Here is a 26,468-nt window from a genome sequence, read left to right on the forward strand (position 1 = left end):
GATTCGTTTTTTCTTTTTATACTGAAATAGTGATTTACTATAATAGGAATTTTCACAAAATTCTGTTATAATGGCTATATTAGAAAATTTCGAGGAGATAAAGATGACAGTTAAAATTGCTTTACTAGGATTTGGTACCGTTGCAAGTGGTGTGCCTTTCCTCCTAAAGGAAAATGGAGGAAAAATTAATCAATCAGCACATTCAGATATCAAAGTTGCTAAGGTATTGGTCAAGGATGAAGATGAAAAAAATCGCTTGCTTGCAGCAGGGAATGACTTTAACTTTGTAACCAATGTGGATGATATTTTATCAGACCAGGATATTACTATCGTAGTGGAATTGATGGGGCGTATTGAGCCTGCTAAAACCTTTATCACTCGTGCCTTGGAAGCTGGAAAACACGTTGTTACTGCTAACAAGGACCTTTTAGCTGTCCATGGCGCAGAATTGCTAGAAATCGCTCAAGCTAACAAGGTAGCACTTTACTACGAAGCAGCAGTTGCTGGTGGGATTCCAATTCTTCGTACTTTAGCAAATTCCTTGGCTTCTGATAAAATTACGCGCGTGCTTGGAGTAGTCAACGGAACTTCCAACTTCATGGTGACCAAGATGGTGGAAGAAGGCTGGTCTTACGATGATGCTCTTGCGGAAGCACAACGTCTAGGATTTGCAGAAAGCGATCCGACGAATGACGTAGATGGGATTGATGCAGCCTACAAGATGGTTATTTTGAGCCAATTTGCCTTTGGCATGAAGATTGCCTTTGATGATGTAGCCCACAAGGGAATCCGCAATATCACACCAGAAGACGTAGCTGTAGCTCAAGAGCTTGGTTACGTAGTGAAATTGGTTGGTTCTATTGAGGAAACTTCTTCAGGTATTGCTGCAGAAGTGACTCCAACCTTCCTACCTAAAGCGCACCCACTTGCTAGTGTGAATGGCGTAATGAACGCTGTCTTTGTAGAATCTATCGGTATTGGTGAGTCTATGTACTACGGACCAGGTGCTGGTCAAAAACCAACTGCAACAAGTGTTGTAGCTGATATTGTCCGTATCGTTCGTCGTTTGAATGATGGTACTATTGGCAAAGACTTCAACGAATATAGCCGTGACTTGGTCTTGGCAAATCCTGAAGATGTCAAAGCAAACTACTATTTCTCAATCTTGGCTCTAGACTCAAAAGGTCAGGTCTTGAAGTTGGCTGAAATCTTCAATGCTCAAGATATTTCCTTTAAGCAAATCCTTCAAGATGGCAAAGAGGGTGACAAGGCGCGTGTCGTTATCATCACACACAAGATTAATAAAGCCCAGCTTGAAAATGTCTCAGCTGAATTGAAGAAGGTTTCAGAATTCGACCTCTTGAATACCTTCAAGGTGCTAGGAGAATAAGATGAAGATTATTGTACCTGCAACCAGTGCCAATATCGGGCCAGGTTTTGACTCGGTCGGTGTAGCTGTAACCAAGTATCTTCAAATTGAGGTCTGCGAAGAACGAGATGAGTGGCTGATTGAACACCAGATTGGCAAATGGATTCCACATGATGAGCGTAATCTCTTGCTCAAAATCGCTTTGCAAATTGTACCAGACTTGCAACCAAGACGCTTGAAAATGACCAGTGATGTCCCTTTGGCGCGCGGTTTGGGTTCTTCCAGCTCGGTTATCGTTGCTGGGATTGAACTAGCCAACCAACTGGGTCAACTCAACTTATCAGACCATGAAAAATTGCAGTTAGCGACCAAGATTGAAGGGCATCCTGACAATGTGGCTCCAGCCATTTATGGTAATCTCGTTATTGCAAGTTCTGTTGAAGGGCAAGTCTCTGCTATCGTAGCAGACTTTCCAGAGTGTGATTTTCTAGCTTACATTCCAAACTATGAATTACGTACTCGCGACAGCCGTAGTGTCTTGCCTAAAAAATTGTCTTATAAGGAAGCTGTTGCTGCAAGTTCTATCGCCAATGTAGCGGTTGCTGCCTTGTTGGCAGGAGACATGGTGACCGCTGGGCAAGCAATCGAGGGAGACCTCTTCCATGAGCGCTATCGTCAGGACTTGGTAAGAGAATTTGCGATGATTAAGCAAGTGACCAAAGAAAATGGGGCCTATGCAACCTACCTTTCTGGTGCTGGGCCGACAGTTATGGTTCTGGCTTCTCATGACAAGATGCCAACAATTAAGGCAGAATTGGAAAAGCAACCTTTCAAAGGAAAACTGCATGACTTGAGAGTTGATACCCAAGGTGTCCGTGTAGAAGCAAAATAAAGAATAGAAGATAGGATGGGGAAACTCTTGACCAGAGGGTTTCATATCCTTTTTGTGAAAAGAAGTTTATACTCAATGAAAATCAAAGAGCAAACTAGGAAGCTAGCCGCAGGCTGCTCAAAACAGTGTTTTGAGGTTGTGGATAGAACTGACGAAGTCAGCTCAAGACACTGTTTTGAGGTTGCAGATAGAACTGACGAAGTCAGCTCAAGACACTGTTTTGAGGTTGCAGATAGAACTGACGAAGTCAGCTCAAGACACTGTTTTGAGGTTGCAGATAGAACTGACGAAGTCAGCTCAAGACACTGTTTTGAGGTTGCAGATAGAACTGACGAAGTCAGCTCAAGACACTGTTTTGAGGTTGCAGATAGAACTGACGAAGTCAGTAACCATACCTACGGTAAGGTGACGCTGACGTGGTTTGAAGAGATTTTCGAAGAGTATTAGTTAAAAACGTGATAAAGGAGAAATAAAAATGGCAGAAATTTATCTAGCAGGTGGTTGTTTTTGGGGCCTAGAGGAATATTTTTCACGCATTTCTGGAGTGCTAGAAACCAGTGTTGGCTACGCTAATGGTCAAGTCGAAACGACCAATTACCAGTTGCTCAAGGAAACAGACCATGCAGAAACGGTCCAAGTGATTTACGATGAGAAGGAAGTGTCACTCAGAGAGATTTTACTTTATTATTTCCGAGTTATCGATCCTCTATCTATCAATCAACAAGGGAATGACCGTGGTCGCCAATATCGAACTGGGATTTATTATCAGGATGAAGCAGATTTGCCAGCTATCTACACAGTGGTGCAGGAGCAGGAACGCATGCTGGGTCGAAAGATTGCAGTAGAAGTGGAGCAATTACGCCACTACATTCTGGCTGAAGACTACCACCAAGACTATCTCAGGAAGAATCCTTCAGGTTACTGTCATATCGATGTGACCGATGCTGATAAGCCATTGATTGATGCAGCAAACTATGAAAAGCCTAGTCAAGAGGTGTTGAAGGCCAGTCTATCTGAAGAGTCTTATCGTGTCACACAAGAAGCTGCTACAGAGGCTCCATTTACCAATGCCTATGACCAAACCTTTGAAGAGGGGATTTATGTAGATATTACGACAGGTGAGCCACTCTTTTTTGCCAAGGATAAGTTTGCTTCAGGTTGTGGTTGGCCAAGTTTTAGCCGTCCGATTTCCAAAGAGTTGATTCATTATTACAAGGATCTGAGCCATGGAATGGAGCGAATTGAAGTTCGTTCTCGTTCAGGCAGTGCTCACTTGGGTCATGTTTTCACAGATGGACCGCGGGAGTTAGGCGGCCTCCGTTACTGTATCAATTCTGCTTCTTTACGCTTTGTGGCCAAGGATGAGATGGAAAAAGCAGGATATGGCTATCTATTGCCTTACTTAAACAAATAAAACAGAGAGTGGGGCTTCCCACTTTCTTCATTTCTAGAATATGAATAGAAGGGATTTATGAAACACCTATTATCTTACTTCAAACCCTACATCAAGGAATCAATTTTAGCCCCCTTGTTCAAGCTGTTAGAAGCTGTTTTTGAGCTCTTGGTTCCCATGGTGATTGCTGGGATTGTTGACCAATCTTTACCTCAGGGAGATCAAGGTCATCTCTGGATGCAGATTGGCCTGCTCCTTATCTTTGCAGTAATTGGCGTTTTAGTGGCCTTGATAGCTCAATTTTACTCAGCAAAGGCAGCAGTAGGTTTTGCTAAGGAATTGACAAACGATCTTTATCGTCATATTCTTTCCTTGCCAAAGGACAGCAGAGACCGTCTGACAACTTCTAGTTTGGTTACTCGCTTGACTTCGGATACCTACCAGATTCAGACTGGTATCAATCAATTCCTGCGTCTCTTTTTACGAGCGCCCATTATCGTTTTTGGTGCCATTTTTATGGCTTATCGAATCTCAGCTGAGTTGACTTTCTGGTTCTTAGTCATGGTTGCCATTTTGACCATTGTCATTGTAGGGTTATCTCGATTGGTCAATCCTCTCTACAGTAGTCTCAGAAAGAAAACGGACCAACTGGTTCAGGAAACGCGCCAGCAATTGCAAGGGATGCGGGTTATTCGTGCTTTTGGTCAAGAAAAACGAGAGTTACAGATTTTTCAAACCCTTAACCAAGTTTATGCTAGATTACAAGAAAAGACAGGTTTCTTGTCTAGTTTATTAACACCTCTGACCTATCTGATTGTCAATGGAACTCTTCTCGTTATTATCTGGCAAGGCTATATTTCAATTCAAGGAGGAGTACTCAGTCAAGGTGCTCTCATTGCTCTTATCAATTACCTCTTACAGATTTTGGTGGAATTGGTCAAGCTAGCCATGCTGATCAATTCCCTCAACCAGTCCTATATCTCAGCCAAGAGAATCGAGGAGGTCTTTGCGGAATCTCCCGAAAACATCCATTCAGAATTAGAACAAAAGCAAGTTACCAGTGGTCGGGTTTTACAAGTCCAAGAATTGACTTTTACCTATCCTGATGCGGCCCAGCCTTCTCTGAGAGACATTTCCTTTGATATGACTCAAGGACAAATCCTTGGTATCATTGGGGGGACTGGTTCTGGTAAATCAAGCTTGGTGCAACTCTTACTTGGACTTTATCCAGTAGACAAGGGGAACATTGACCTTTATCAAAATGGACGTAGTCCTCTTAATTTGGAGCAGTGGCGGTCTTGGATTGCCTATGTACCTCAAAAGGTCGAACTCTTTAAGGGAACTATTCGTTCCAACTTGACTTTAGGTTTAAATCAAGAAGTGACTGATCAAGAACTCTGGCAAGCCTTGGAGATTGCGCAAGCTAAGGATTTTGTCAGTGATAAGGAAGGACTCTTGGATGCTCTAGTTGAAGCAGGAGGGCGAAATTTCTCAGGTGGACAAAAACAAAGGCTGTCTATCGCACGAGCAGTCTTGCGCCAGGCTCCGTTTCTCATCCTAGATGATGCGACCTCAGCACTGGACACCATTACAGAGTCCAAGCTCTTGAAAGCTATTAGAGAAAATTTTCCAAACATGAGCTTAATTTTGATCTCTCAACGAACCTCGACTTTACAGATGGCGGACCAGATTCTCCTCTTGGAAAAAGGTGAGTTGCTAGCTGTTGGCAAGCACGATGACTTGATGAAATCCAGTCAAGTCTATCGTGAAATCAATGCATCCCAACATGGAAAGGAGGACTAGAATGAAACGACAAACTGTAAACCAGACGCTCAAACGTTTAGTCGTAGATTTAGCAAACCATCCCTTCCTCCTTTTCCTAGCCTTTCTAGGAACTATTGCCCAAGTTGGCTTATCAATTTACCTACCTATTCTGATTGGGCAGGTCATTGACCAAGTCCTAGTGGCTGGTTCATCACCAGTTTTTTGGCAGATTTTTCTCCAGATGCTCTTGGTGGTAATAGGAAATACTCTGGTACAATGGGCCAATCCTCTCCTCTATAATCGTCTAATCTTCTCTTATACCAGAGATTTACGAGAGCGAATCATCCATAAACTCCATCGGTTACCGATTGCTTTTGCGGATCGGCAAGGCAATGGAGAGATGGTCAGTCGTGTAACCACGGATATCGAACAGTTGGCAGCTGGCTTGACCATGATTTTTAACCAATTTTTCATTGGTGTTTTGATGATTTTGGTTAGTATTCTAGCCATGCTCCAAATTCATCTCCTCATGACTCTCTTAGTCTTGCTGTTGACGCCACTGTCCATGGTGATTTCACGCTTTATTGCCAAGAGATCCTATCATCTCTTCCAGAAGCAAACAGAGACGAGGGGAATTCAGACTCAGTTGATTGAAGAATCGCTTAGCCAGCAGACTATAATCCAGTCCTTCAATGCTCAAACAGAATTTATCCAAAGATTGCGTGAGGCTCATGACAACTACTCAGGCTATTCTCAGTCAGCCATCTTTTATTCTTCAACGGTCAATCCTTCGACTCGCTTTGTAAATGCACTCATTTATGCCCTTTTAGCTGGAGTAGGAGCTTATCGTATCATGATGGGTTCAACCTTGACCGTCGGTCGTTTAGTGACTTTTTTGAACTATGTTCAGCAATACACCAAGCCCTTTAACGATATTTCTTCAGTGCTAGCTGAGTTGCAAAGTGCTCTGGCTTGCGTAGAGCGTATCTATGGGGTCTTAGATAGCCCTGAAGTGGCTGAAACAGGTAAGGAAGTCTTGACCAGTGACCAAGTTAAGGGAGCTATTTCCTTTAAACATGTCTCTTTTGGCTACCATCCTGAAAAAATTTTGATTAAGGAGTTGTCTATCGATATTCCAGCTGGTAGTAAGGTAGCCATCGTTGGTCCGACAGGTGCTGGAAAATCAACTCTTATCAATCTCCTTATGCGTTTTTATCCCATTAGCTCGGGAGATATCTTGCTGGATGGGCAATCCATTTATGATTATACACGAGTATCATTGAGACAGCAGTTTGGTATGGTGCTTCAAGAAACCTGGCTCACACAAGGGACCATTCATGATAATATTGCCTTTGGCAATCCTGAAGCCAGTCGAGAGCAAGTAATTGCTGCTGCCAAAGCAGCTAATGCAGACTTTTTCATCCAACAGTTGCCACAGGGATACGATACCAAGTTGGAAAATGCTGGAGAATCTCTCTCTGTCGGCCAAGCTCAGCTCTTGACCATAGCCCGAGTCTTTCTGGCTATTCCAAAGATTCTTATCTTAGACGAGGCAACTTCTTCCATTGATACACGGACAGAAGTGCTGGTACAGGATGCCTTTGCAAAACTCATGAAGGGCCGCACAAGCTTCATCATTGCTCACCGTTTGTCAACCATTCAGGATGCGGATTTAATTCTTGTCTTAGTAGATGGTGATATTGTTGAATATGGTAACCATCAAGAACTCATGGATAGAAAGGGTAAGTATTACCAAATGCAAAAAGCTGCGGCTTTTAGTTCTGAATAAGCCATTCTCTTTTGAAAGTTTATGGACGAAAAAAGTTGCCTTCGAGTGACTTTTTTGTTACAATAGCTAGAAAAATTGTTCACTGTAATACTCAATGAAAATTAAAGAGCAAACTAGGAAGCTAGCCGTAGGTTGCTCAAAACACTGTTTTGAGGTTGCAGATAGAACTGACGAAGTCAGTAACCACACCTACGGCAAAGTGAATCTGAAGTGGTTTGAAGAGAGTACAACTTGTCTTTTAGAAAAGGAGCCTATAATGAAAGTCTTTCAGCATGTAAATATCGTGACTTGTGATCAAGATTTCCATGTTTATCTTGATGGAATCTTAGCAGTCAAGGATTCTCAAATCGTCTATGTCGGTCAAGATAAGCCAGCGTTTTTAGAGCAAGCTGAGCAGATTATAGACTATCAGGGAGCTTGGATTATGCCTGGTTTGGTCAATTGTCACACCCATTCTGCAATGACAGGTCTGAGAGGGATCCGAGATGACAGCAATCTCCATGAATGGCTCAATGACTATATCTGGCCAGCAGAATCTGAGTTTACTCCCGACATGACTACCAATGCGGTCAAAGAAGCCCTAACAGAGATGCTCCAGTCAGGAACAACAACCTTTAACGATATGTATAATCCCAATGGTGTGGATATCCAGCAAATTTATCAGGTGGTGAAAACTTCCAAGATGCGTTGTTATTTTTCTCCGACTCTCTTTTCTTCAGAGACAGAAACAACTGCTGAGACTATAAGCAGAACTCGATCCATCATAGATGAAATCTTAAAATATAAAAATCCAAATTTCAAGGTTATGGTAGCACCTCATTCTCCGTATAGCTGCAGTAGAGACTTGCTGGAAGCGAGTTTGGAAATGGCAAAAGAGCTAAATATTCCGCTCCATGTCCATGTGGCGGAGACCAAGGAGGAGTCAGGAATTATCCTCAAACGATACGGCAAACGCCCCCTTGCTTTTCTTGAAGAACTGGGTTATTTAGATCATCCGTCCGTATTTGCTCACGGGGTCGAATTAAACGAGAGAGAAATTGAACGCTTGGCATCTTCTCAAGTGGCTATCGCCCACAATCCTATCAGTAACCTCAAACTGGCATCAGGAATTGCTCCAATTATCCAGCTCCAAAAAGCGGGAGTAGCAGTCGGAATTGCGACTGACTCGGTTGCTTCCAATAACAATCTAGATATGTTTGAGGAAGGAAGGACTGCAGCTCTTCTTCAGAAGATGAAAAGTGGGGATGCCAGCCAGTTTCCAATCGAAACAGCTCTCAAGGTACTGACAATCGAAGGGGCTAAGGTCCTTGGAATGGAAAATCAGATAGGAAGTCTGGAAGTCGGCAAGCAAGCAGATTTTCTGGTCATTCAACCACAAGGGAAAATTCATCTCCAACCTCAGGAAAATATGCTGTCTCACCTGGTTTATGCAGTTAAATCTAGTGATGTAGATGATGTTTATATCGCCGGAGAACAGGTTGTTAAGCAAGGTCAAGTCCTGACAGTAGAACTTTAAAAGAAAAATCACGAAAAATTTTAAAAAAAGTTTGCAAAAATCTTGCATTCTTTTTTTGACTATGCTATACTTATATACGGTTTAAAAAAACTGCCTAAGACAGTAGGGGAGCTCGACTCATAAATATCCTACCGAGGACAAAACGTATCATGTAAAAAGAAGCGTATTGTACTTTCGTGTCTAGGTTTGGGCGCGTTTTTCTTTTTGAAAAATTCCCCAAGCAAAATAATTACGGAGGTGAACACACTAATGAGTGAAGCAATTATTGCTAAAAAAGCGGAACTAGTTGACGTAGTAGCTGAAAAAATGAAAGCTGCTGCATCTATCGTCGTTGTAGACGCTCGTGGTTTGACAGTTGAGCAAGATACAGTTCTTCGTCGTGAGCTTCGTGGAAGCGAAGTTGAGTATAAAGTTATTAAAAACTCAATCTTGCGTCGTGCAGCTGAAAAAGCTGGTCTTGAAGATCTTGCATCTGTATTTGTTGGACCATCTGCAGTAGCATTTTCTAATGAAGATGTTATCGCACCAGCGAAAATCTTGAACGACTTTTCTAAAAACGCTGAAGCACTTGAAATTAAAGGTGGTGCAATCGAAGGCGCTGTCGCATCTAAAGAAGAGATTCTTGCACTTGCAACTCTTCCAAACCGCGAAGGACTTCTTTCTATGCTCCTTTCTGTACTTCAAGCGCCAGTGCGCAACGTTGCTCTTGCAGTCAAAGCGGTTGCAGAAAGCAAAGAAGACGCGGCTTAATCTTAAGCTACACAGCGTAGCCTAGCTACGAAAAAAACTATTATAAAATTTAAAACTTATTTGGAGGAAATAACAATGGCATTGAACATTGAAAACATTATTGCTGAAATTAAAGAAGCTTCAATCCTTGAATTGAACGACCTTGTAAAAGCTATCGAAGAAGAATTTGGTGTAACTGCAGCTGCTCCTGTAGCTGTTGCTGCAGCTGATGCAGCTGATGCTGGTGCTGCTAAAGATTCATTCGACGTTGAATTGACATCTGCAGGCGACAAAAAAGTTGGCGTTATCAAAGTTGTACGTGAAATTACTGGTCTTGGTCTTAAAGAAGCTAAAGAACTTGTTGACGGTGCACCAGCACTTGTTAAAGAAGGCGTTGCAACTGCAGAAGCTGAAGAAATCAAAGCTAAATTGGAAGAAGCTGGAGCTTCAGTTACTCTTAAATAATAGAGTATCGCAATTTAATTGCGGAATCCCTATTTACCAGTCTTTGAGAGCGATAAGCGATTGATAGAAACTGATAAATTGATTTGGTTTCCTGCCAAAAATTCTTTGGCAGGATTTTTGTTTTAATAAACTTTCGGGGGTAGACACTAGATTGTCTACCCCTTTTTTTGTGTTTCGGAGGTAATTATGCAAAAGAAAGGACAGTCATCACGTCAATTCGTGAAGAGTCATCTCATGACTATCATGGGAGTTGATATTGTAAAAGCAACTCAGTTAGTTGATGAAATGGAACAAGTAGGTTTAATCCGATTTGATGAATTTGGAAATGTTGAAATTTTAGTCTTGGAGGGACAATCATGAAGCGTATTACCGCTAGTCAATATCAGACATCAGAGCGTTATTATAAGCTCCCCAAACTTTTATTTGAGAGTGAACGGTATAAGAATATGAAACTAGAAGTAAAGGTGGCTTATTCTATTTTAAAAGATCGTTTAGAATTATCTCTCAATAGTGGTTGGATAGATGAAGAAGGGGCGGTCTATTTAGTATTTTCTAACTCTAAACTGATGAAGCTTTTAGGCTGTTCAAAGTCAAAATTACTCTCCATCAAGAAAACTTTACGTGAGTATGGCCTAATTGATGAAGTCCAACAGTCTTCCAGTGAAAAAGGTCGTATGGCTAATAAAATTTACTTAGGGGAATTAGAACATGAGATACCCCTAGTCTTACATTCAGACGGGGCTAGTGTTAAAAACAGATTAGGGCAGTCTCAAAAACAGACGGGGCCGGTTTTAAATTCAGCCCCTAGTGAGACTGAAGAAAGTGAGACTGATTCTTTATTTATTGAGGATGAGGAGGAGAGGGATACTCAACCTATCTTGAAAAGAAAAGTAGAAAAGGTCACAAAATATGATCGAGATTATATTTGGGGATTGGTACAAGATCAATTTTGACGAGAGGGGTTTTCTGAAACAGCCAGTGAAATTGCTATGACTGATTTTGAGAGAATCTATCAGTATGCTCTTGACAATGTTCGCTTTGTTAGACGAGCGGAAGTACTTGCTGAATTTGTGTTTAACGGCCTATATTCTGTTTGGAATAACCGTGTTAGAAAAGGAGGTGGTTAAATGTCGCCAATCGAGTGGATATTAGTTATGCTCATTTTAATTTCAAGTGGTGTGACACTTTGGACATTGATAGTTGATCAGAAAGGGGTAATCAAGAAATGAGATTTATTGATTTATTTTCAGGTATCGGTGGTTTTCGACTTGGAATGGAAAGTGTCGGACACGAGTGTATTGGATTTTGTGAGATTGATAAATTTGCTAGAGAATCTTATAAGTCCATTTTTCAAACGGAAGGAGAAATAGAATATCATGACATTAAAGAGGTAACAGATCATGACTTTAGACAATTTAGAGGGCAAGTGGACATCATCTGCGGGGGATTTCCTTGCCAAGCTTTTTCACTTGCAGGAAGACGATTGGGATTTGAAGATACTAGAGGAACTTTGTTCTTTGAAATTGCTCGGGCGGCCAAACAAATCCAACCACGTTTTCTTTTTCTTGAAAATGTTAAAGGCCTACTCAATCACGATAAGGGACGGACGTTCACCACAATCCTTACCACATTTGATGAGTTGGGGTTTGATGTTGAGTGGCAGGTGCTTAACAGTAAGGATTTTGGCGTTCCCCAAAACAGAGAGAGGGTGTTTATTATCGGACATTCTAGAAAGAAAGGTACCAGACTCTTATTTCCTTTCAGACGAGAAGGTCAAGCAACTAACTCTGAGACTTTGAAAGCACTAGGAAATTTGAATCCATCAAAAAGTGGCGTGAGCGGTAAAGTGTATTATTCAGAAGGTCTTGCGCCAACTTTAGTTCGTGGAAAAGGAGAAGGATTTAAGGTTGCTATTCCTTGTATGACACCAGATAGATTAGACAAAAGACAAAATGGTAGACGCTTTAAGGAAAACCAAGAGCCGATGTTTACTTTAAATACTCAGGATCGTCATGGCATTGTCGTTGTTGGAGATTTACCGACTAGTTTTAAGGAGACAGGTCGTGTCTATGGAAGTGAGGGCTTATCTCCAACACTGACTACGATGCAAGGAGGAGATAAAATCCCCAAAATACTAATTCCAGAACCAATCCAATTTCTAAAAGTACGGGAAGCAACGAAAAAAGGATATGCTCAAGCAGAGATTGGGGATTCAATCAATTTGGAAAGACCAAGTTCTCAGTATCGTCGTGGTAGAGTTGGCAAAGGTATAGCTAATACGTTAACAACTGTGGTAGAGTTGGCAAAGGTATAGCTAATACGTTAACAACTAGTGGTCAAATGGGAGTAGTAGTGGCTAGCTATGAAGGAGAAGATAAACAAGTTTACCAAGTAGCTGGTGTTTTAATAGATGGACAATTTTACCGTTTGAGAATACGACGAATCACTCCTAAAGAGTGTTTTCGATTGCATGGCTTTCCTGATTGGGCTTTTGAAGCTGCTAGAAAAGTCTCTAGTAATAGTCAGCTCTATAAACAAGCTGGTAATAGTGTAACCGTTCCTGTGATTGCCGCAATCGCAAAGAAATTAAAAGAAATAGAGGAAAAAGATGAAAGCATTAAATAAAGAATCAATACTAGATTGTGATGAATTAGAAACAGAATTACATGATGCAGAAATCAAACAGCTGGATGAACAATTATTTTTGATGCCCAATTATCCATGTGAGTTTGAAGTAACATTTTTAGATGATTACCATAAAAAACACAACTACCCACTATTTTACGAGTCCTATCTTCAAAACGTTATGGAATTCCTTGAAAGTCAAGACATAAAGAATGGGGTTGATGCCTTTGTAGATGATCATCAAAATCTCGTTTTTGTTTTATATGGACAAGGCTATCGAGCAGAGGGAAAAGAGGGAATACTTACAACTCAAGTAACTGTAAAAGCTTATGATGAAGACAAGAAACCGATTAACTTCGCAAATTTATTAGATTCCTTAATCGTCTCAGAATATCAAATGGAACCGAATCTTTGGAAGGTCTCCCATGATTGATCTCTATCTAAGTAAAAATAGCCAAAGAAATCAACTTCTTTTGGATTTCTTTCAAAAGTATGGCATAGAGGTCACTCCTCATTCTATTTCTGAAATGACAAAGGACAAATTAATTGAAATGATGAGCTATTCTTCAGATTGTTTTGAGTTTCTATCTCCCAATTTATTACGATTTAAGAACCGTGACAATCTAAGATTAACGGATTTCATTGAAATGATATTAAAAAATCCTGAACTATGCATCAGGCTTCCTCTTGCGGTTTCAAATAAGAGAGTTTATCCAAATCTGAATTTGGAAGAGGCTAGAGCTCTATTGCCAAGAGATACGAAACAATTGATTTACATGGCACAAACACATTATTTATCTAGTTAAAGGAGAAGCAATATGGCTGAACGATTTTGGGAGAACTTGTCCATTATTTTGGCTGAAAGAAATATTAGCTGGATTGAGTTAACCAGAAAAATGTTTGCGGGAGAGTTTCACTATCCAAGTGAATTGAATCGTTTGTATCAAAAGATACACCACTACAAGATGGAACAACGAATGCCTCAAAGTCCATGGGTAGAAAGGATTGTGCAGGTATTAGATTTAGATTATGAAGATTTATTTCGGAGGTAACTATGAAAAGAATAATTCCAGTTTATATATTCCAACAAGTAAATGTCTTATTGGTATCCCTATACTTACTGAAATTGCTTTGTATTGGTGAGTTAACCATACTACAGATTCTCTATTGTGCGTCGCTCATTTCTTTTTTATGGATGTATGGTCAACGAAAACAAGTGGTCAAGGTCAATATGAAAACTAGGATGAAATGGCTTGGTATTGGATTCGTTAGCCTACTGATTATAAGCCTATGTTTTAGTCTGATTCATGCTCAAGGAACCACGAATCAAGCAAACTTAATTGGCCTTCAACATCAGGTTCCTTGGTTTTCATTTTTATTGTTCTTAATCAATGCGAGTATGGTTGAAGAATTTCTGTATCGAGAAATTTTATGGAACTTGGTCAGAAAATTAGATATTCGAGTTGCTTTGACAAGTGTTTTATTTGCCTTAGTACATCATCCAGGAACCATTCTAGCTTGGTGTTTATATGTTTCACTTGGGATCTTTTTAGGGATGGTGCGCTATAAATCGGACTTATGGGGAAGTATGGGTCTACATTTGGTGTGGAACCTATCAGTCTATGTCTTATTTTTTCTTTAATAATAGCTGGTCTGTCTTACGTATGGATTAATTTTGAAATAAAAAAACTAAATGAATTGATTTTAAAGAAATAAAATGCTAACATATATAGAAGATGTTAGCATTTTATTTCTAAGAAAGGAGAATGGTATGGTTGATAAAAGAGAGAAACTGATGAACTCTTTCAATCAGTATGGTTTTTTAACTTTTAAACAAGTAATAGATGAAAATTTACACTACAAAACCTTATTAAAAATGGTTACAGAAGGAAAAATCGATGCTGAAGAAAAAGGGTTATATCGCTTACCTGATATTTATTTAGATGAGTGGTTTGTCATTCAGTATCGATTTCCAAAAGGAATCTTTTCTTTGGAGACAGCACTTTGGTTACATGGTTTATCTTTGACTATCCCTTTTAACATGACAATGAGTTTTCCTTATGGTACGAATACCAAAAACATTAAGGAAGCAGATATATGTCCTATTATCTTACGCTCTCACTATAGTGAAGGAATTATTGAAATAGAGCGTCTTCCTGGTCAATTTATTAAAGTTTATGAAATTGAACGAGTTTTGGTTGAATGTCTAAGACCAGTTCATCAGGTGGATCTTCAAATTATTGCACCAGCGTTTAAGAAATATTTTCAACAGAATCAAATTCATTTACACAAATTATTTTATTATGCCCAACTATTTAAAGTAACTGATAAGTTACAATCTTATACGGAGGTGCTATCTTAATGTTTTCAAATGCGAATAGCTTTAAAGCAAAAATCAAAAATATTTCAAAAGATAAGGGAATTCCAGCTCAACAAGTACAACAACATTATTTAATTGAGCAAGTGTTAAAGCTGATTTCTACTAGTTCTTATAGAGATTCCTTCATTGTAAAAGGAGGGTATCTAATAGGTCAAATGATTGGACTAGATAAGCGAACCACAATGGATTTAGATGTCACTCTGAAGGGAACCGAAATGAGCAGAGAAAATTTGATTGATATCTTTGAAGAGATTCTTTGTTCTAAAACTGATGGTTTTTCATTTTCAGTAGATAAGCTAGAACCTATTCGCCAAGATGATGAATATGGAGGATTTTCATTAAAATTAAATGCAACTTTTGATACATTAAAGGAGGTTGTTTTTATTGATATTACTACTGGTGATAAGATCACACCAAGAGAAATTACTTATTCAATGACTTCTATCTTTACTAATGAAAGCATCAAGATATGGACATATAATCTAGAAACTGTACTTGCTGAAAAGTTAGAAACAATCATTAGTAGGGGATTAGCTTCAACACGCCCACGTGATCGATATGATCTTTTCACCTTGTATAAACTTAGAAAAGAAGAGATTAATCTTGAAGTATTAAAAAATGCACTTGAAAATACAGCAAAAAAACGTAAAAGTAAAGATACTATTTATAATTGGGAAGAACAAGTGAGAGGAATTGAAATTTCTGATTATCAGAAAGAGCTATGGATTCGTTATCAACGCCAATTTAAGTATGCTAAAGATATCTCATTTGATAACTCTGTTCAGGTTATTAGGGAAATTATGCAACAAATATTTTAGTACAAAAGTAACTCATTCGTAAAGCAGTGAGTTGCTTTTTTTATTCCAACAACCTCAAACATGTGATAAAAATTTCAACTACTCTTATCTATAATAAAGCTACCTGTTCTTTGAAAATTGAATCCACTCCGTCTTGATTAGCGTGCCTGTGTAAGTAGGGAATGAGAGTATTTCCCTGTGAAGGGCAACTGGCACAAGACGTGTGTGAGAATTTTCTAACAGACACGGAGTTTATCGTTTCCAGACTCAAACGATGCGACAAACTAGATAAAGGAGTTAATCATGAAGGTAGTAAACTTGTATGATTTGAAACAAATGGGAAATAAAGGTGGTTGTACCATCCAATTGATTCATCACTTTCCTTTTGGTATGGGCTTAGGACATCTCAAAAAAGACTACATTGAATTTAAACGTGTTGGTATCTTTGATGGGAAAGCAGTAGAAGTTACTCTTCGAGAACCTTATTCGAGAGATCTACTGCAGGTTGTCAAGTCAATAAAGTAACTGACACCACGAGTATAATTATTAGAAACGTGGAATCTTATTAAATTTTATAATAAATATATTAAATGAAAAATTATTAGATATAAACTTATGTAATAAAACATTGAGGAAATAATAAAAATCTATGGGTAATGTTCTGAAAGTACTTTTAGGTTAGGAGAGAAATATAATGATTTTTGAAAATTGATTCAAAAAATAGCGAATTGTAGAAAACGCTTAACAAATGGTGTATAATAGACTTCCAGCGAAACAAAATATGCTACAATAAACCTATGAATTATAAAGCAACCTTATACTCATCTGTCTTCACAAAGCATTCTAGTCCATCTCCGATTAACGATGGACTTTATCATCTCCTTCTCCAGTCCTTGTATGACATCTTCCAAAGTTCGAAAGGCTTTATTCTTAAATCCACGTTTACGAATCTCTTTCCACACTTATTCAATGGGGTTCATTTCTGGTGTGTATGGAGGAATAAATGCAAAGCCAATATTAGTCGGAATCTTTAAGGCACTTGATTTATGCCATATAGCATTGTCCATAACGAATAAAAGATAATCATCTGGATAAGCTTGTGAAAGCTTGGCTGACAGTGGTTATCAAGGGCTCATGAAGATATATCTTCAAGCACAAACTCCACGTAAATCCAGCAAACTCAAGCCGCTAACAGCTGAAGATAAAGCCTATAACCATGCGCTATCTAAGGAGAGAAGCAAGGTTGAGAATATTTTTGCCAAAGTAAAAACGTTTAAAATGTTTTCAACAACCTATCGAAATCATCGTAAACGCTTCGGATTACGAATGAATTTGATTGCTGATATTATCAATCATGAACTAGGATTCTAGTTTTGCAGGAAGTCTAATAAATGTATAAGAAAAAGGAGGAAAAAGGATGTCACAGATTAGCAAAGAAGCCTTGATTGAGCAAATCAAAGATGGAATCATCGTTTCTTGTCAGGCTCTTCCTCATGAACCGCTTTATACAGAAGCGGGAGGGGTGATTCCCTTGCTGGTCAAAGCGGCTGAGCAAGGTGGAGCAGTCGGTATCCGAGCAAACAGTGTTCGCGATATCAAGGAAATTAAGGAAGTCACTAAACTTCCAATCATTGGGATTATCAAACGTGATTATCCACCTCAGGAACCCTTCATCACGGCTACTATGAAAGAAGTTGATGAATTGGCAGAACTGGACATCGAGGTGATTGCTCTGGATTGTACCAAGCGTGAACGCTACGATGGTTTGGAAATTCAAGAGTTCATTCGTCAGGTTAAGGAGAAATATCCTAATCAGCTTTTGATGGCTGATACTAGTATCTTCGAAGAAGGGCTAGCAGCTGTAGAAGCAGGAATTGACTTTGTCGGAACAACCTTATCAGGCTACACATCCTACAGTCCAAAAGTAGACGGTCCAGATTTTGAATTGATTAAGAAACTCTGTGATGCCGGTGTAGATGTCATTGCAGAAGGAAAAATTTATACACCAGAACAAGCCAAACAAATCCTTGAATATGGAGTGCGAGGAATCGTTGTTGGTGGCGCTATTACTAGACCAAAAGAGATTACAGAACGTTTTGTAGCGGGATTAAAATAGCATGCCAGAGTAAGAGGTGTAATATGAAAATTGATGTTATAAATCATTTAGACTCACCAGGATTAGCTGGGATGATTTGTAGACGGATTAATAATAGAATTTTAGTTTATGGAGGTAGTTATTTCCCAAATAACGATCCTTTAAAAAGTTCAAAAGTTCAATCAAATAAAATTAGAGTTTATGACGGGAAATTTAATCTTCTATTTGAACAAGATGGACAGATTTCTCCAGATAAAGGAATAACGATTGAAGTTGAAAATGAAATCTATTACATTCTAGGCTCGAGCATTTATCGTATTACGATTGATGAAAGTGTAGAAGAAATCTGTATCGGGGATTTTGATTTCCAACTAGAGAGTGGTTATGGTTGTTATTATAATGGCCACTTATTCTTTGGATTTCAGGAAAGTTATCTGTTCAATATTGAGACTAAAGAACTTTTTAAAAAATCTGACTTCCCAGTTTCTGGTAGAGGACAAGGTTTATCAGTCAAATATCAAAATGAATTGTATTATTTAGGTGGAGCGAACAATGAAGCTTATTTAGATGGATACAAATATATTTTTGAAAAAGATAAGTGGGAAAAACTTGAGTTTGAATTACCAAGTTCAGTTTTAGGAGCGTCAAGTATACAAATAAATGAAAGTGATTTATTAATCCTTGGTGGCTTTAATGAAATTGCTTATAATAAAGCAGTTATTGATTTAGCAACCCCTGGCTATAGGGAAGAATACTTTTCTAAGGGAAGAGATTTCTTTAATTGGAATCGTAGCTTGCGAATACTAGATTTAGAGACAGGTAAGGTCGATATTATTGCAAACGATGAGCGTTTTGCTCTTTGTGGGGCAGGATTTTTAAAAACTGATAATGGATATTACGTTGTTAGTGGGGAATGTAGCCCAGGAAGACGTACTTCTGACATACTTTTGTTAGAGGAGGAAATGTAACGAAGAGTTTAAATTTTTAATTACTGCAATACTTACTTAATCACATAAATAATTACTTAATACAAATAAAGGAGTATTAAAATGAAAAAAATTGTTAAATTAGCTTTAACAGCTGCAGCAGTTTTAATAGCTGTAGTAGGATTGGTTGCTTGTAGTTCGGGAAGCAAAAAATCTGATTCTTCAGAGTCTGGAAAAGAAAAAGTATTCTATTTATCAGGTTTGCTTCAAGGAACTGGAGATCGTATCCCTTACGTTTGGCAAAATGGTGATGGTTTAGTTCCATATTTGTTATACCGTACACTGTTAATGGCAGATTCAAAATATGAAAAATCAACTCCAGATTTAGCTAAAGATTGGAAAAAATCTGATGATGAAAAAACTTATGAATTTACACTTAAAGATGGGTTGAAATGGTCTGATGGAGAAGCTTTGACAGCTTCCGATGTGGAATTCAGTGTTAAATTAGCATTGAAAGCTTCAGTAATTAATGGAATTTTCCCTTCAACATTCACAAAAATTGAAGGAGCTAAAGATTTCAAAGACGATAAAGCAGATAAAATTTCTGGTCTTACAGTTGATGGAAATAAAGTAACATTTAAACTTACTGCTCCAGTTGGTAACTTTGAGCAAATGATGACTCAATTCTTTATTCTTCCAAAACATAAATTAGAGTCTGAAAATCCTCTTGAATTAAATAATAGCTCATTTTGGACAGCTCCTGTTACAAGCGGTATGTACAAAGTAAAAGAAATTAGTGCAGGTAATTTCTTAGAGTATGACAAAAATGAAAACTATGAAAATGAAAAACCAAAATTTGATAAAGTAGTATTCAACTATATTTCAGATCCAGTTTTAGCATTGCAAGATGGTAAATCATACTTCTATTCAACAAACAAACCTCAAGAAATTAGTCAGTTGGATGCTGTATCTACTTTAACTAAAAAACCAATTGATATACTATTCTATCGCTACTTTATCGCTAACTTAGCAGGTGTTGAAGGTAATGGAGATTCCTTGATTGCTAATCCTAAAGTTAGAGAAGCTATTCTATATGCAATTAATCGTGATGAATTAGCTAAATCTGTATTTAGTGGAATTGCAGATGTTAATAATACTGGTGTTCCTTCAAGCTTAGAAGCTCATCTGAAATCAGCAAATAAATTTGAATATAATCCAGAAAAAGCAAAACAACTTCTTAAAGAAGCTAAATACGATAATAGCAGAAATCTAATTTTAGCTTATTACTATAAAGATCAAGCCTCTCAAGATTTCATGCAAGCAGTAAGTTATCAATTGAATGAGGTTGGAATCAAGAACGAAGTTGTCCAAATTACTTCTGATGCAACAACAGGATTGTTCAAAACACGTAAATATGACCTAGCTTATAAAGGATTATCATCATTTGGTTATGAAACTTGGTATGGTGAATATAGTTCAACAAATACTAACTTTAAAAATATTACAAATGGCGAAACAAGTTTTGATGAGTTGAGCAAAAAATTGTCTGAAACTTCTGATGTAAAAGAAAGAAACAAAATTTTAGCAAGTCTACAAAAATTAGAACAAGAAAAACTATTGAAGTTAAACTTATTCACATTTAAAAACTTCTTGTATTTAAATACTGAAAAAGTTTTAATTCCTGACGATGTTCAATTTGGTAATCCATTCTATAAATTTGATTACAAATTCGAAAAATGGGATGCTAAATAAAATCGTTTAAAATTATCAGTGATTAAGTTTGATAATCTTTTAGGAGTGTAGAGATGCTGTTTATTGAATCATGTATCTCTCACTCTTGTTTTTTCAGGAGAAATTAAAATGAAAAAATATATTCTAAAAAAAGTATTATTCATGATTCCTATGTTGTTGATTATTAGCTTTTTAGTATTCATTGCACTAGATTTAACACCAGCAGATCCATTGACATATATGGTATCTCCAGATATGGCTAGTAGTGCAGAACAAATCGAAAAGCTAAGACAGCAATTAGGTTTAAATGATCCAGTATTAGTTCGCTATGGAAGATGGCTTTGGCAATTACTCCATGGTGATTTTGGATACAGTATTGTAAATGGTAACCCAATTTCCAAAATTGTAGGACAAGCATTGCCTGCAACTTTTGAATTAGCTTTTGTGTCATTAATTATTTCAACAATTGTTGGTATTGTAATTGGGGTTATATCAGCCGTTAAACAAAATGGTATTATCGATAATGTTGCTCGTTTTCTAGCTGTTATCGGAACTGCGATTCCACAATTTTTCTTTGGTATTTTAATTTTAAACTTCTTTGCAATTCAGTTAAGAATTTTACCTATTGGTGGTAGATTTACCAGTGGAGATTTTACATTTATTAATAGAGTTGAACACTTAATTCTACCAGTAATGGCTATGTCAATTGCATTGGTAGCCGCTTTAATGAGATACACACGTAATTCTATGTTGGATGTTTTTAATGCAGATTATGTTAAAACAGCTCGTGCAAAAGGTGTTCCTGAATGGAAAGTTTATTTTAAACACATATTTAGAAATGCTATGCGACCAATTTTAGTGTTATTGATTTTCCGTCTACCAATGTTAATTGGTGGATCAGTAATTATCGAGAGTGTCTTTTCTTGGCCTGGAATTGGTTCTATCATCCTATCTAGTGTAACAGCAGGTGACTATCCTGTAATTATGATTACCACATTAATGATTTCTGTCGTAGTGTTATTTGCTAGTCTACTTGTAGATATTATGGCTGCAATATTAGACCCACGTATTCGTTATTAGGAAGGAGGTCAATGTTATGAAACCTATGCCTTTATGGAAAAGAAATTTGAAAAAATTCTATAATAACAAATTGGCCTTTATCGGCTTTATATGCTTCATGCTAATTCTATTAGCATGTATTCTAGCACCTTTATTGACAACCTATTCTCCAGATGTTGTTGATTTAGGATCTATGAACCGTCCTCCTTCAGCAAAACACATTCTGGGAACAGATAAACTAGGTCGTGACGTATTTGCTCGAATCCTATATGGTGGTCGAGTTTCAATTCAAGTAGGGATGTATGGAGCGATTTGTGGAGCGGTTATTGGTACTGTACTTGGTGGTATTGCTGGATATTTTGGTGGGAAAATTGATGCTCTTCTAGTTCGTCTAGCAGAATTATTCTTAACATTCCCGAATATGATTGTCATTCTCTTGCTTTCAAGTATTTTTGGACAAGGTGTATTCAATCTTATCTTCGTATTCTCAGTAATGGGTTGGATGACAACGTTCCGAATGGTTCGTAATGAGTTCATGTCTTTGAAACAAGAAACATATGTGGATGTATGTAGAGCTTTTGGTTTTTCTGACAGTCGAATTATCTTTAATAATATTTTAAGAAATGCTATCTCACCAGTAATTGTATCGTTGTCTTTAAACGTTGCTGGTTTCATTCTCAGTGAGGCAGGTCTTAGTTTCTTAGGAGTAGGTGTTCCTTCTGATATTCCTACTTGGGGAAATATCATAAATGCTGCCAAAACAGCCGATGTTATTAAAAATAGTTGGTGGCTGTGGTTAGTTCCAGGGTCAATCATTACTCTTTTCGTTCTTTCTATCAACTTTATTGGTGATGGATTACGAGATATAATGGATCCGAAACAACAGTAGGAGGTTGACAAAATGAATCAAACAGTTTTAGATGTAAAAAACTTAAAAACTGAATTCATCACTGATAAAAAAGCATTTCCGATTATTAAAGATGTAAACTTCACTTTGGAAAGAGGGAAAGTTTTAGGGATTGTTGGTGAATCTGGATGCGGTAAGAGTGTAACAGTGAATACAGTGTTAAACTTATTACCTAAAAATGGACGCATTGCTGAAGGTGAAATCACATATTTCGATGAAGATAAGCCGATAGAGCTTCAAAAATTAAAGCAATATGGTAAAGAATTTCGAAAGTTACGTGGTGAAAACATATCAATGATTTTCCAAGATCCAATGTCTGCATTGAATCCAGTATATACAATTGGTAATCAAATTACTGAAGTCCTTCATGAACATTATGACATTTCTAAAGAGGAGGCAAATAAACGTGCTATAGAAATGTTAGAAAAACTTGGAATTCATAATGCTGCAGAACGCATGAATGACTATCCACACCAATTTAGTGGAGGGCAGCGTCAAAGAATAGTCATAGCGATTGCAATGGTATGTAATCCAGATATTCTAATTGCAGATGAACCAACAACTGCCCTTGATGTAACAATCCAAGCACAAATACTTGATTTACTTGATGATTTACGTAAAGAGCATGGAACTTCTATTATCTTAATTACTCACGATTTAGGCGTTATTGCTCAAATTGCGGATGAAGTTGCAGTGATGTATGCTGGTGAAGTCGTTGAAGTTGGAACTGTAGCTCAGATCTTTGATCAACCTAAACACCCGTATACTCGTTCTCTATTAAGATCTATTCCTAATCCTGAAAATATGGATAAAAAGCTACATGTTATCCAGGGGAGCGTACCTTCAATTTCTGAAATATCTGAAAAAGGATGCAGATTCGCAAATCGTATTCCATGGTTAGAAAAAGAACATCATGAAGAAGAACCTCAATTGCATGATTTAGGTGACGGACATTTTGTAAGGTGTTCTTGCTATAAACATTTCTTTTTCGAAGATAAGGAAGAAGAAACATTAGCGGAAAAACATGTAGGTAATGTTGTTTTAGAAGTAAAAAATATTAAAAAGTACTACTATCCTAAGAAACAACTATTCAAGCCACTAGGTTCTCCGTTGAAAGCACTTGATGACGTATCTCTAGAGTTAAGAAAAGGAACTACTATTGGTATCGTAGGAGAGTCTGGAAGCGGTAAGAGTACGATTGCGAAATCATTAATGAAACTCCATGAGATTACAGATGGTGAAATCAATATTGATTTGAATGGGAAAACTCAAAATATTTATGGAATTAAACGTAAGGAAGATTTGGATTTCCGTAAGAAAGTTCAAATGGTATTCCAAGATCCTTATGCATCATTGAACCCAACTAAGAAAATTTATAATTCATTTGATGAACCGATGATTGTCCATAATATTGGAAACAAAGAGGAACGCTTTGAACGTATGAAAGAATCCTTGAAGATGGTAAACGTGCCAGTTGAGTACTTGGAGCGTTATCCTCATGAATTTTCAGGCGGACAACGTCAACGTTTATGTATTGCTCGTGCCCTTTGTATGAAACCAGAAATTTTAATTTTAGATGAACCTGTTTCAGCATTAGATCTATCTGTACAAGCGCAAGTTTTGAATTATCTTGTTGAAATCCAAAATAAAGAAGATTTGACTTATGTATTTATTTCTCATGACCTAGGTGTTGTGAAATACATGTGTGACTATCTATATGTTATTCATAAAGGACGTATTGTAGAAGCTGGTTCTCGAGAAGATATCTACAATAACCCAATGCATATTTACACTAAAAAACTATTAGCTGCTATTCCAGAAGTTGATTATCACTTCAAAGAGGCATTGGCAACAAAACGTAAAGAAAATGAAGTTGAATTTAAAGCACAGTACCATGAATTTTATGATGAAGATGGCCGTGCTTATGATCTTAAGCAGGTTTCACCAACACATTTTGTAGCGTTAAAACCAGAATAGGTGGTAAATATGAAATTAAATAAAAAAATATATTTCTTTGATAAAGGAATTTTTAATCCTTATCGAATGAGTAATGTAAAATTAAAAGTTAATCAGGCAGTAAAGGATAAAGAAATTTTCTTCACTGAGGAAAAACCATGGGAAATTCGTTTTGATAACAGTTATCCAAATGTTTTCTTTGATGATTTAGCAGGTGTTTATCGTTGCTACTATTCTACATTTACTGATGATGAGGAGTCTGAAAAATACTCTTTAGAGGAGCGTAAGGAACGTCAATATCTACCTCGTGCGAAGCGTATTGTTTCACTTTGTTATGCTGAAAGTAAAGATGGTGTTAACTGGGTGAAACCAAATCTAGGTATTACAGAATTTCGAGGATCAACTGAAAATAATATTATCGGACATTTTTTACATGGTACATCTGTTTTTCTAGATAAACATGACGCAGATGAAAATCGTCGTTATAAAATGTTTACAAAGATTGATTACGGTAACGGTGTTCATTTTATTGCTGTAGCATTTTCAAAAGATGGTCTACACTTTGATGAATACATTAAAGTACCAAACTTCAATCCACGTGCAGACACTCATAACCATATCATATATGATGAAGCATTAAATCGCTATGTGCTAATTACTCGTACTTGGAGAGATTCATTGCGCTTGCCGTGTGTATCTACGAGTGCTGATTTCATTAACTGGACTCCAATTCAAGAAATTTTGAATGTCTGTGATTATGAAAATCAAATTTATTCTATGCCTATTTTTAAACGTGGCGATTATATACTAGGTTTAGCTTCAGTTTTCCATGAAGGAGATCAACTGAACAAGAATTACGATACAGTGGACCTTCAATTGACTTATAGTTATCGTCATGTTGGTTGGCATTATCTAAACACTGCTACTCCACTTATTCCTCGTGGTAAAGGTCAATATGGTGATGGAGAATTTGACTGTGGATGTATCTATTCTTCTGCACCAGTTACTATCGGTGACCGTACTTATTTCTACTACATGGGAGGAAATGGACAACATACAAACTTCCGTGAAACAAGCTTGTCTCGTGCTTATATTGAGAAAGATCACTTTGCATATTGGGATATTAAACGTCCAGAATATCCAGGTGTTTTGTATACCAATGGATTTATTTTCCTCAATGATCAAGTTTACCTTGATGCAGATATTGCAGCTGGAGGCTTTGTAACAATTGAATTGTTCGAGAATAATCACACTCCAATGGAAATTACAGCTTCCCTTGAAAAAATAGAAGATGGTCGCTATCAAGTGTTATTCAGCGAACCTTTACCTCGAACTCAAACTCGACTGAAAATTAGCTTTAAAAATGCTAAAATCTACGCAATCGAAGGAAATTTAGATATTTTCAGAATTGAATCAGACAATGCTCTATTGAGGGGGTAAGATTATGAAATATGATTTATATGATAATTGTATTGAACTTCTAAAAGAACGCGAAGTTACAATTGAAGATATGGCAGCGTTAGTAATATTTTCACAACAAAAATATTACCCTGAATTAACTCTTGACGACGCTTCATATGCAATTCAACGTGTACTAAAAAAACGTGAAGTTCAGAATGTAATTATGACAGGAATTGAGTTAGATAAGTTAGCTGAAGCACAAAAACTATCTCCAGAATTTCAAAAGATTATGGAGAAAGATAATCCATTGTATGGGATTGATGAAGTAATCGTCTTATCGATATTGAATTTATATGGTTCTATTGCCTTTACAAATTATGGCTATTTAGATAAATTAAAACCACTGATTTTAGAAAGATTGAATGAGAATCACGAAGGTGTTTGTAATGTATTTCTAGATGATATTGTTGGTGCAATAGCCGCAGCAGCATGTAGTAAAATTGCACACAATCATGCTAGTGATGAAATATAACTATTGAATTTAGTATCGTAAATAATAAAGCGTTTGGTTTCTAGATTATTGTCATTCAAATTGGATAATGATAAATCTAGAAACCAAATATATTTTCCGCATAAAATGAGGGATTATATATCTCACTTTTTTACAATTGTAT

24 protein-coding genes, 5 pseudogenes and 1 other annotated feature are annotated in these 26,468 nt (G+C 37.3%); of the genes and pseudogenes, 28 read left to right on the forward strand and 1 reads right to left on the reverse strand.

Annotated features, from left to right (window positions below):
- The first annotated feature begins 103 nt into the window (after positions 1 to 103).
- From AT689_RS07245 to AT689_RS07335, 19 genes and pseudogenes are all read left to right on the forward strand, one after another.
- On the forward strand, positions 104 to 1,390 hold the full coding sequence (locus AT689_RS07245; RefSeq protein ID WP_000216382.1) for a homoserine dehydrogenase: 1,287 nt from the start codon (positions 104 to 106) through the stop codon (positions 1,388 to 1,390).
- Between the two features lies 1 nt (position 1,391).
- The gene (gene thrB / locus AT689_RS07250; RefSeq protein ID WP_000692438.1) at positions 1,392 to 2,261 is read left to right on the forward strand and encodes a homoserine kinase; all 870 of its coding nucleotides are present in this window, start codon (positions 1,392 to 1,394) and stop codon (positions 2,259 to 2,261) included.
- Positions 2,262 to 2,336: 75 nt separating this feature from the next.
- Complete coding sequence (locus AT689_RS13485) at positions 2,337 to 2,708, forward strand: hypothetical protein (RefSeq protein WP_025173795.1); 372 nt, start codon at positions 2,337 to 2,339, stop codon at positions 2,706 to 2,708.
- A gap of 28 nt (positions 2,709 to 2,736) precedes the next feature.
- Positions 2,737 to 3,675, forward strand: coding sequence for a peptide-methionine (R)-S-oxide reductase MsrB (gene msrB, locus AT689_RS07260; protein ID WP_000818207.1), 939 nt, complete (start codon positions 2,737 to 2,739; stop codon positions 3,673 to 3,675).
- A 57-nt stretch (positions 3,676 to 3,732) separates the two neighbouring features.
- Positions 3,733 to 5,457, forward strand: coding sequence for an ABC transporter ATP-binding protein (locus AT689_RS07265; protein ID WP_000681691.1), 1,725 nt, complete (start codon positions 3,733 to 3,735; stop codon positions 5,455 to 5,457).
- Between the two features lies 1 nt (position 5,458).
- On the forward strand, positions 5,459 to 7,207 hold the full coding sequence (locus AT689_RS07270; RefSeq protein WP_000828850.1) for an ABC transporter ATP-binding protein: 1,749 nt from the start codon (positions 5,459 to 5,461) through the stop codon (positions 7,205 to 7,207).
- A gap of 256 nt (positions 7,208 to 7,463) precedes the next feature.
- On the forward strand, positions 7,464 to 8,723 hold the full coding sequence (locus tag AT689_RS07275; RefSeq protein ID WP_000862488.1) for a TRZ/ATZ family protein: 1,260 nt from the start codon (positions 7,464 to 7,466) through the stop codon (positions 8,721 to 8,723).
- A 75-nt stretch (positions 8,724 to 8,798) separates the two neighbouring features.
- Positions 8,799 to 8,934 (forward strand) — a sequence feature (ribosomal protein L10 leader region).
- Positions 8,935 to 8,972: 38 nt separating this feature from the next.
- A complete protein-coding gene (gene rplJ / locus AT689_RS07280) occupies positions 8,973 to 9,473 on the forward strand; it encodes a 50S ribosomal protein L10 (protein ID WP_001287278.1) in 501 nt (166 codons plus the stop codon).
- Positions 9,474 to 9,548: 75 nt separating this feature from the next.
- Positions 9,549 to 9,917: a 50S ribosomal protein L7/L12 gene (rplL, locus tag AT689_RS07285; RefSeq protein WP_001196960.1), complete on the forward strand. Its 369-nt coding sequence runs from the start codon at positions 9,549 to 9,551 to the stop codon at positions 9,915 to 9,917.
- Positions 9,918 to 10,103: 186 nt separating this feature from the next.
- Entirely contained in the window at positions 10,104 to 10,277 is a 174-nt protein-coding gene (locus AT689_RS12545; protein ID WP_001169729.1) for a hypothetical protein, read from the forward strand.
- Positions 10,274 to 11,044, forward strand: a pseudogene (locus AT689_RS07290) (replication initiator protein A). The gene AT689_RS12545 and the pseudogene AT689_RS07290 overlap by 4 nt, the downstream one beginning before the upstream one ends.
- Positions 11,045 to 11,142: 98 nt before the next feature.
- Positions 11,143 to 12,542, forward strand: a pseudogene (gene dcm / locus AT689_RS07295) (DNA (cytosine-5-)-methyltransferase).
- Positions 12,526 to 12,975, forward strand: a complete 450-nt coding sequence (locus AT689_RS07305; RefSeq protein ID WP_000645890.1) for a hypothetical protein — start codon at positions 12,526 to 12,528, stop codon at positions 12,973 to 12,975. Before dcm ends, AT689_RS07305 begins: the two are co-directional and overlap by 17 nt.
- Positions 12,968 to 13,348: a thioredoxin domain-containing protein gene (locus AT689_RS07310; RefSeq protein ID WP_000566535.1), complete on the forward strand. Its 381-nt coding sequence runs from the start codon at positions 12,968 to 12,970 to the stop codon at positions 13,346 to 13,348. Before AT689_RS07305 ends, AT689_RS07310 begins: the two co-directional genes overlap by 8 nt.
- A 12-nt stretch (positions 13,349 to 13,360) precedes the next feature.
- A complete protein-coding gene (locus tag AT689_RS07315; protein ID WP_000840771.1) occupies positions 13,361 to 13,594 on the forward strand; it encodes a hypothetical protein in 234 nt (77 codons plus the stop codon).
- A gap of 2 nt (positions 13,595 to 13,596) precedes the next feature.
- Entirely contained in the window at positions 13,597 to 14,184 is a 588-nt protein-coding gene (locus tag AT689_RS07320) for a CPBP family intramembrane glutamic endopeptidase (RefSeq protein WP_000821304.1), read from the forward strand.
- Positions 14,185 to 14,313: 129 nt separating this feature from the next.
- Entirely contained in the window at positions 14,314 to 14,904 is a 591-nt protein-coding gene (locus AT689_RS07325; protein WP_000227921.1) for a type IV toxin-antitoxin system AbiEi family antitoxin domain-containing protein, read from the forward strand.
- Positions 14,904 to 15,740: a nucleotidyl transferase AbiEii/AbiGii toxin family protein gene (locus AT689_RS07330; RefSeq protein ID WP_000492398.1), complete on the forward strand. Its 837-nt coding sequence runs from the start codon at positions 14,904 to 14,906 to the stop codon at positions 15,738 to 15,740. Before AT689_RS07325 ends, AT689_RS07330 begins: the two co-directional genes overlap by 1 nt.
- A gap of 282 nt (positions 15,741 to 16,022) precedes the next feature.
- Positions 16,023 to 16,241 (forward strand): annotated as a pseudogene (locus AT689_RS07335) (hypothetical protein); the annotation flags it as partial.
- Between the two features lie 299 nt (positions 16,242 to 16,540).
- On the opposite strand, the pseudogene AT689_RS12550 reads toward AT689_RS07335, so the two are convergent.
- Positions 16,541 to 16,828 (reverse strand): annotated as a pseudogene (locus AT689_RS12550) (transposase); the annotation flags it as partial.
- On the opposite strand from AT689_RS12550, the pseudogene AT689_RS07340 reads away from it, so the two are divergent.
- From AT689_RS07340 to AT689_RS07380, 9 genes and pseudogenes are all read left to right on the forward strand, one after another.
- A pseudogene (locus AT689_RS07340) lies at positions 16,827 to 17,090 on the forward strand (transposase family protein); the annotation flags it as partial. The pseudogenes AT689_RS12550 and AT689_RS07340 overlap by 2 nt on opposite strands.
- A gap of 46 nt (positions 17,091 to 17,136) precedes the next feature.
- On the forward strand, positions 17,137 to 17,835 hold the full coding sequence (locus AT689_RS07345) for an N-acetylmannosamine-6-phosphate 2-epimerase (protein ID WP_000078389.1): 699 nt from the start codon (positions 17,137 to 17,139) through the stop codon (positions 17,833 to 17,835).
- 23 nt (positions 17,836 to 17,858) lie between these two features.
- Complete coding sequence (locus AT689_RS07350; protein ID WP_000687304.1) at positions 17,859 to 18,782, forward strand: cyclically-permuted mutarotase family protein; 924 nt, start codon at positions 17,859 to 17,861, stop codon at positions 18,780 to 18,782.
- 81 nt (positions 18,783 to 18,863) lie between these two features.
- On the forward strand, positions 18,864 to 20,492 hold the full coding sequence (locus AT689_RS07355; RefSeq protein ID WP_000724918.1) for an ABC transporter substrate-binding protein: 1,629 nt from the start codon (positions 18,864 to 18,866) through the stop codon (positions 20,490 to 20,492).
- Between the two features lie 108 nt (positions 20,493 to 20,600).
- Positions 20,601 to 21,551 carry an ABC transporter permease gene (locus AT689_RS07360; protein WP_000759971.1) on the forward strand — a complete coding sequence of 317 codons (951 nt, stop codon included), beginning with the start codon at positions 20,601 to 20,603 and terminating at the stop codon, positions 21,549 to 21,551.
- 16 nt (positions 21,552 to 21,567) lie between these two features.
- Positions 21,568 to 22,419, forward strand: coding sequence for an ABC transporter permease (locus AT689_RS07365; protein ID WP_000803875.1), 852 nt, complete (start codon positions 21,568 to 21,570; stop codon positions 22,417 to 22,419).
- 12 nt (positions 22,420 to 22,431) lie between these two features.
- A complete protein-coding gene (locus AT689_RS11855) occupies positions 22,432 to 24,414 on the forward strand; it encodes a dipeptide ABC transporter ATP-binding protein (RefSeq protein WP_001077264.1) in 1,983 nt (660 codons plus the stop codon).
- Positions 24,415 to 24,423: 9 nt separating this feature from the next.
- Positions 24,424 to 25,833 carry a hypothetical protein gene (locus AT689_RS07375; protein ID WP_000773462.1) on the forward strand — a complete coding sequence of 470 codons (1,410 nt, stop codon included), beginning with the start codon at positions 24,424 to 24,426 and terminating at the stop codon, positions 25,831 to 25,833.
- Between the two features lie 4 nt (positions 25,834 to 25,837).
- Positions 25,838 to 26,326, forward strand: coding sequence for a phosphatidylglycerophosphatase A family protein (locus tag AT689_RS07380; RefSeq protein WP_000872894.1), 489 nt, complete (start codon positions 25,838 to 25,840; stop codon positions 26,324 to 26,326).
- Positions 26,327 to 26,468 lie beyond the last annotated feature (142 nt).

This window comes from Streptococcus pneumoniae (assembly GCF_001457635.1).
Lineage (GTDB): Bacteria > Bacillota > Bacilli > Lactobacillales > Streptococcaceae > Streptococcus > Streptococcus pneumoniae.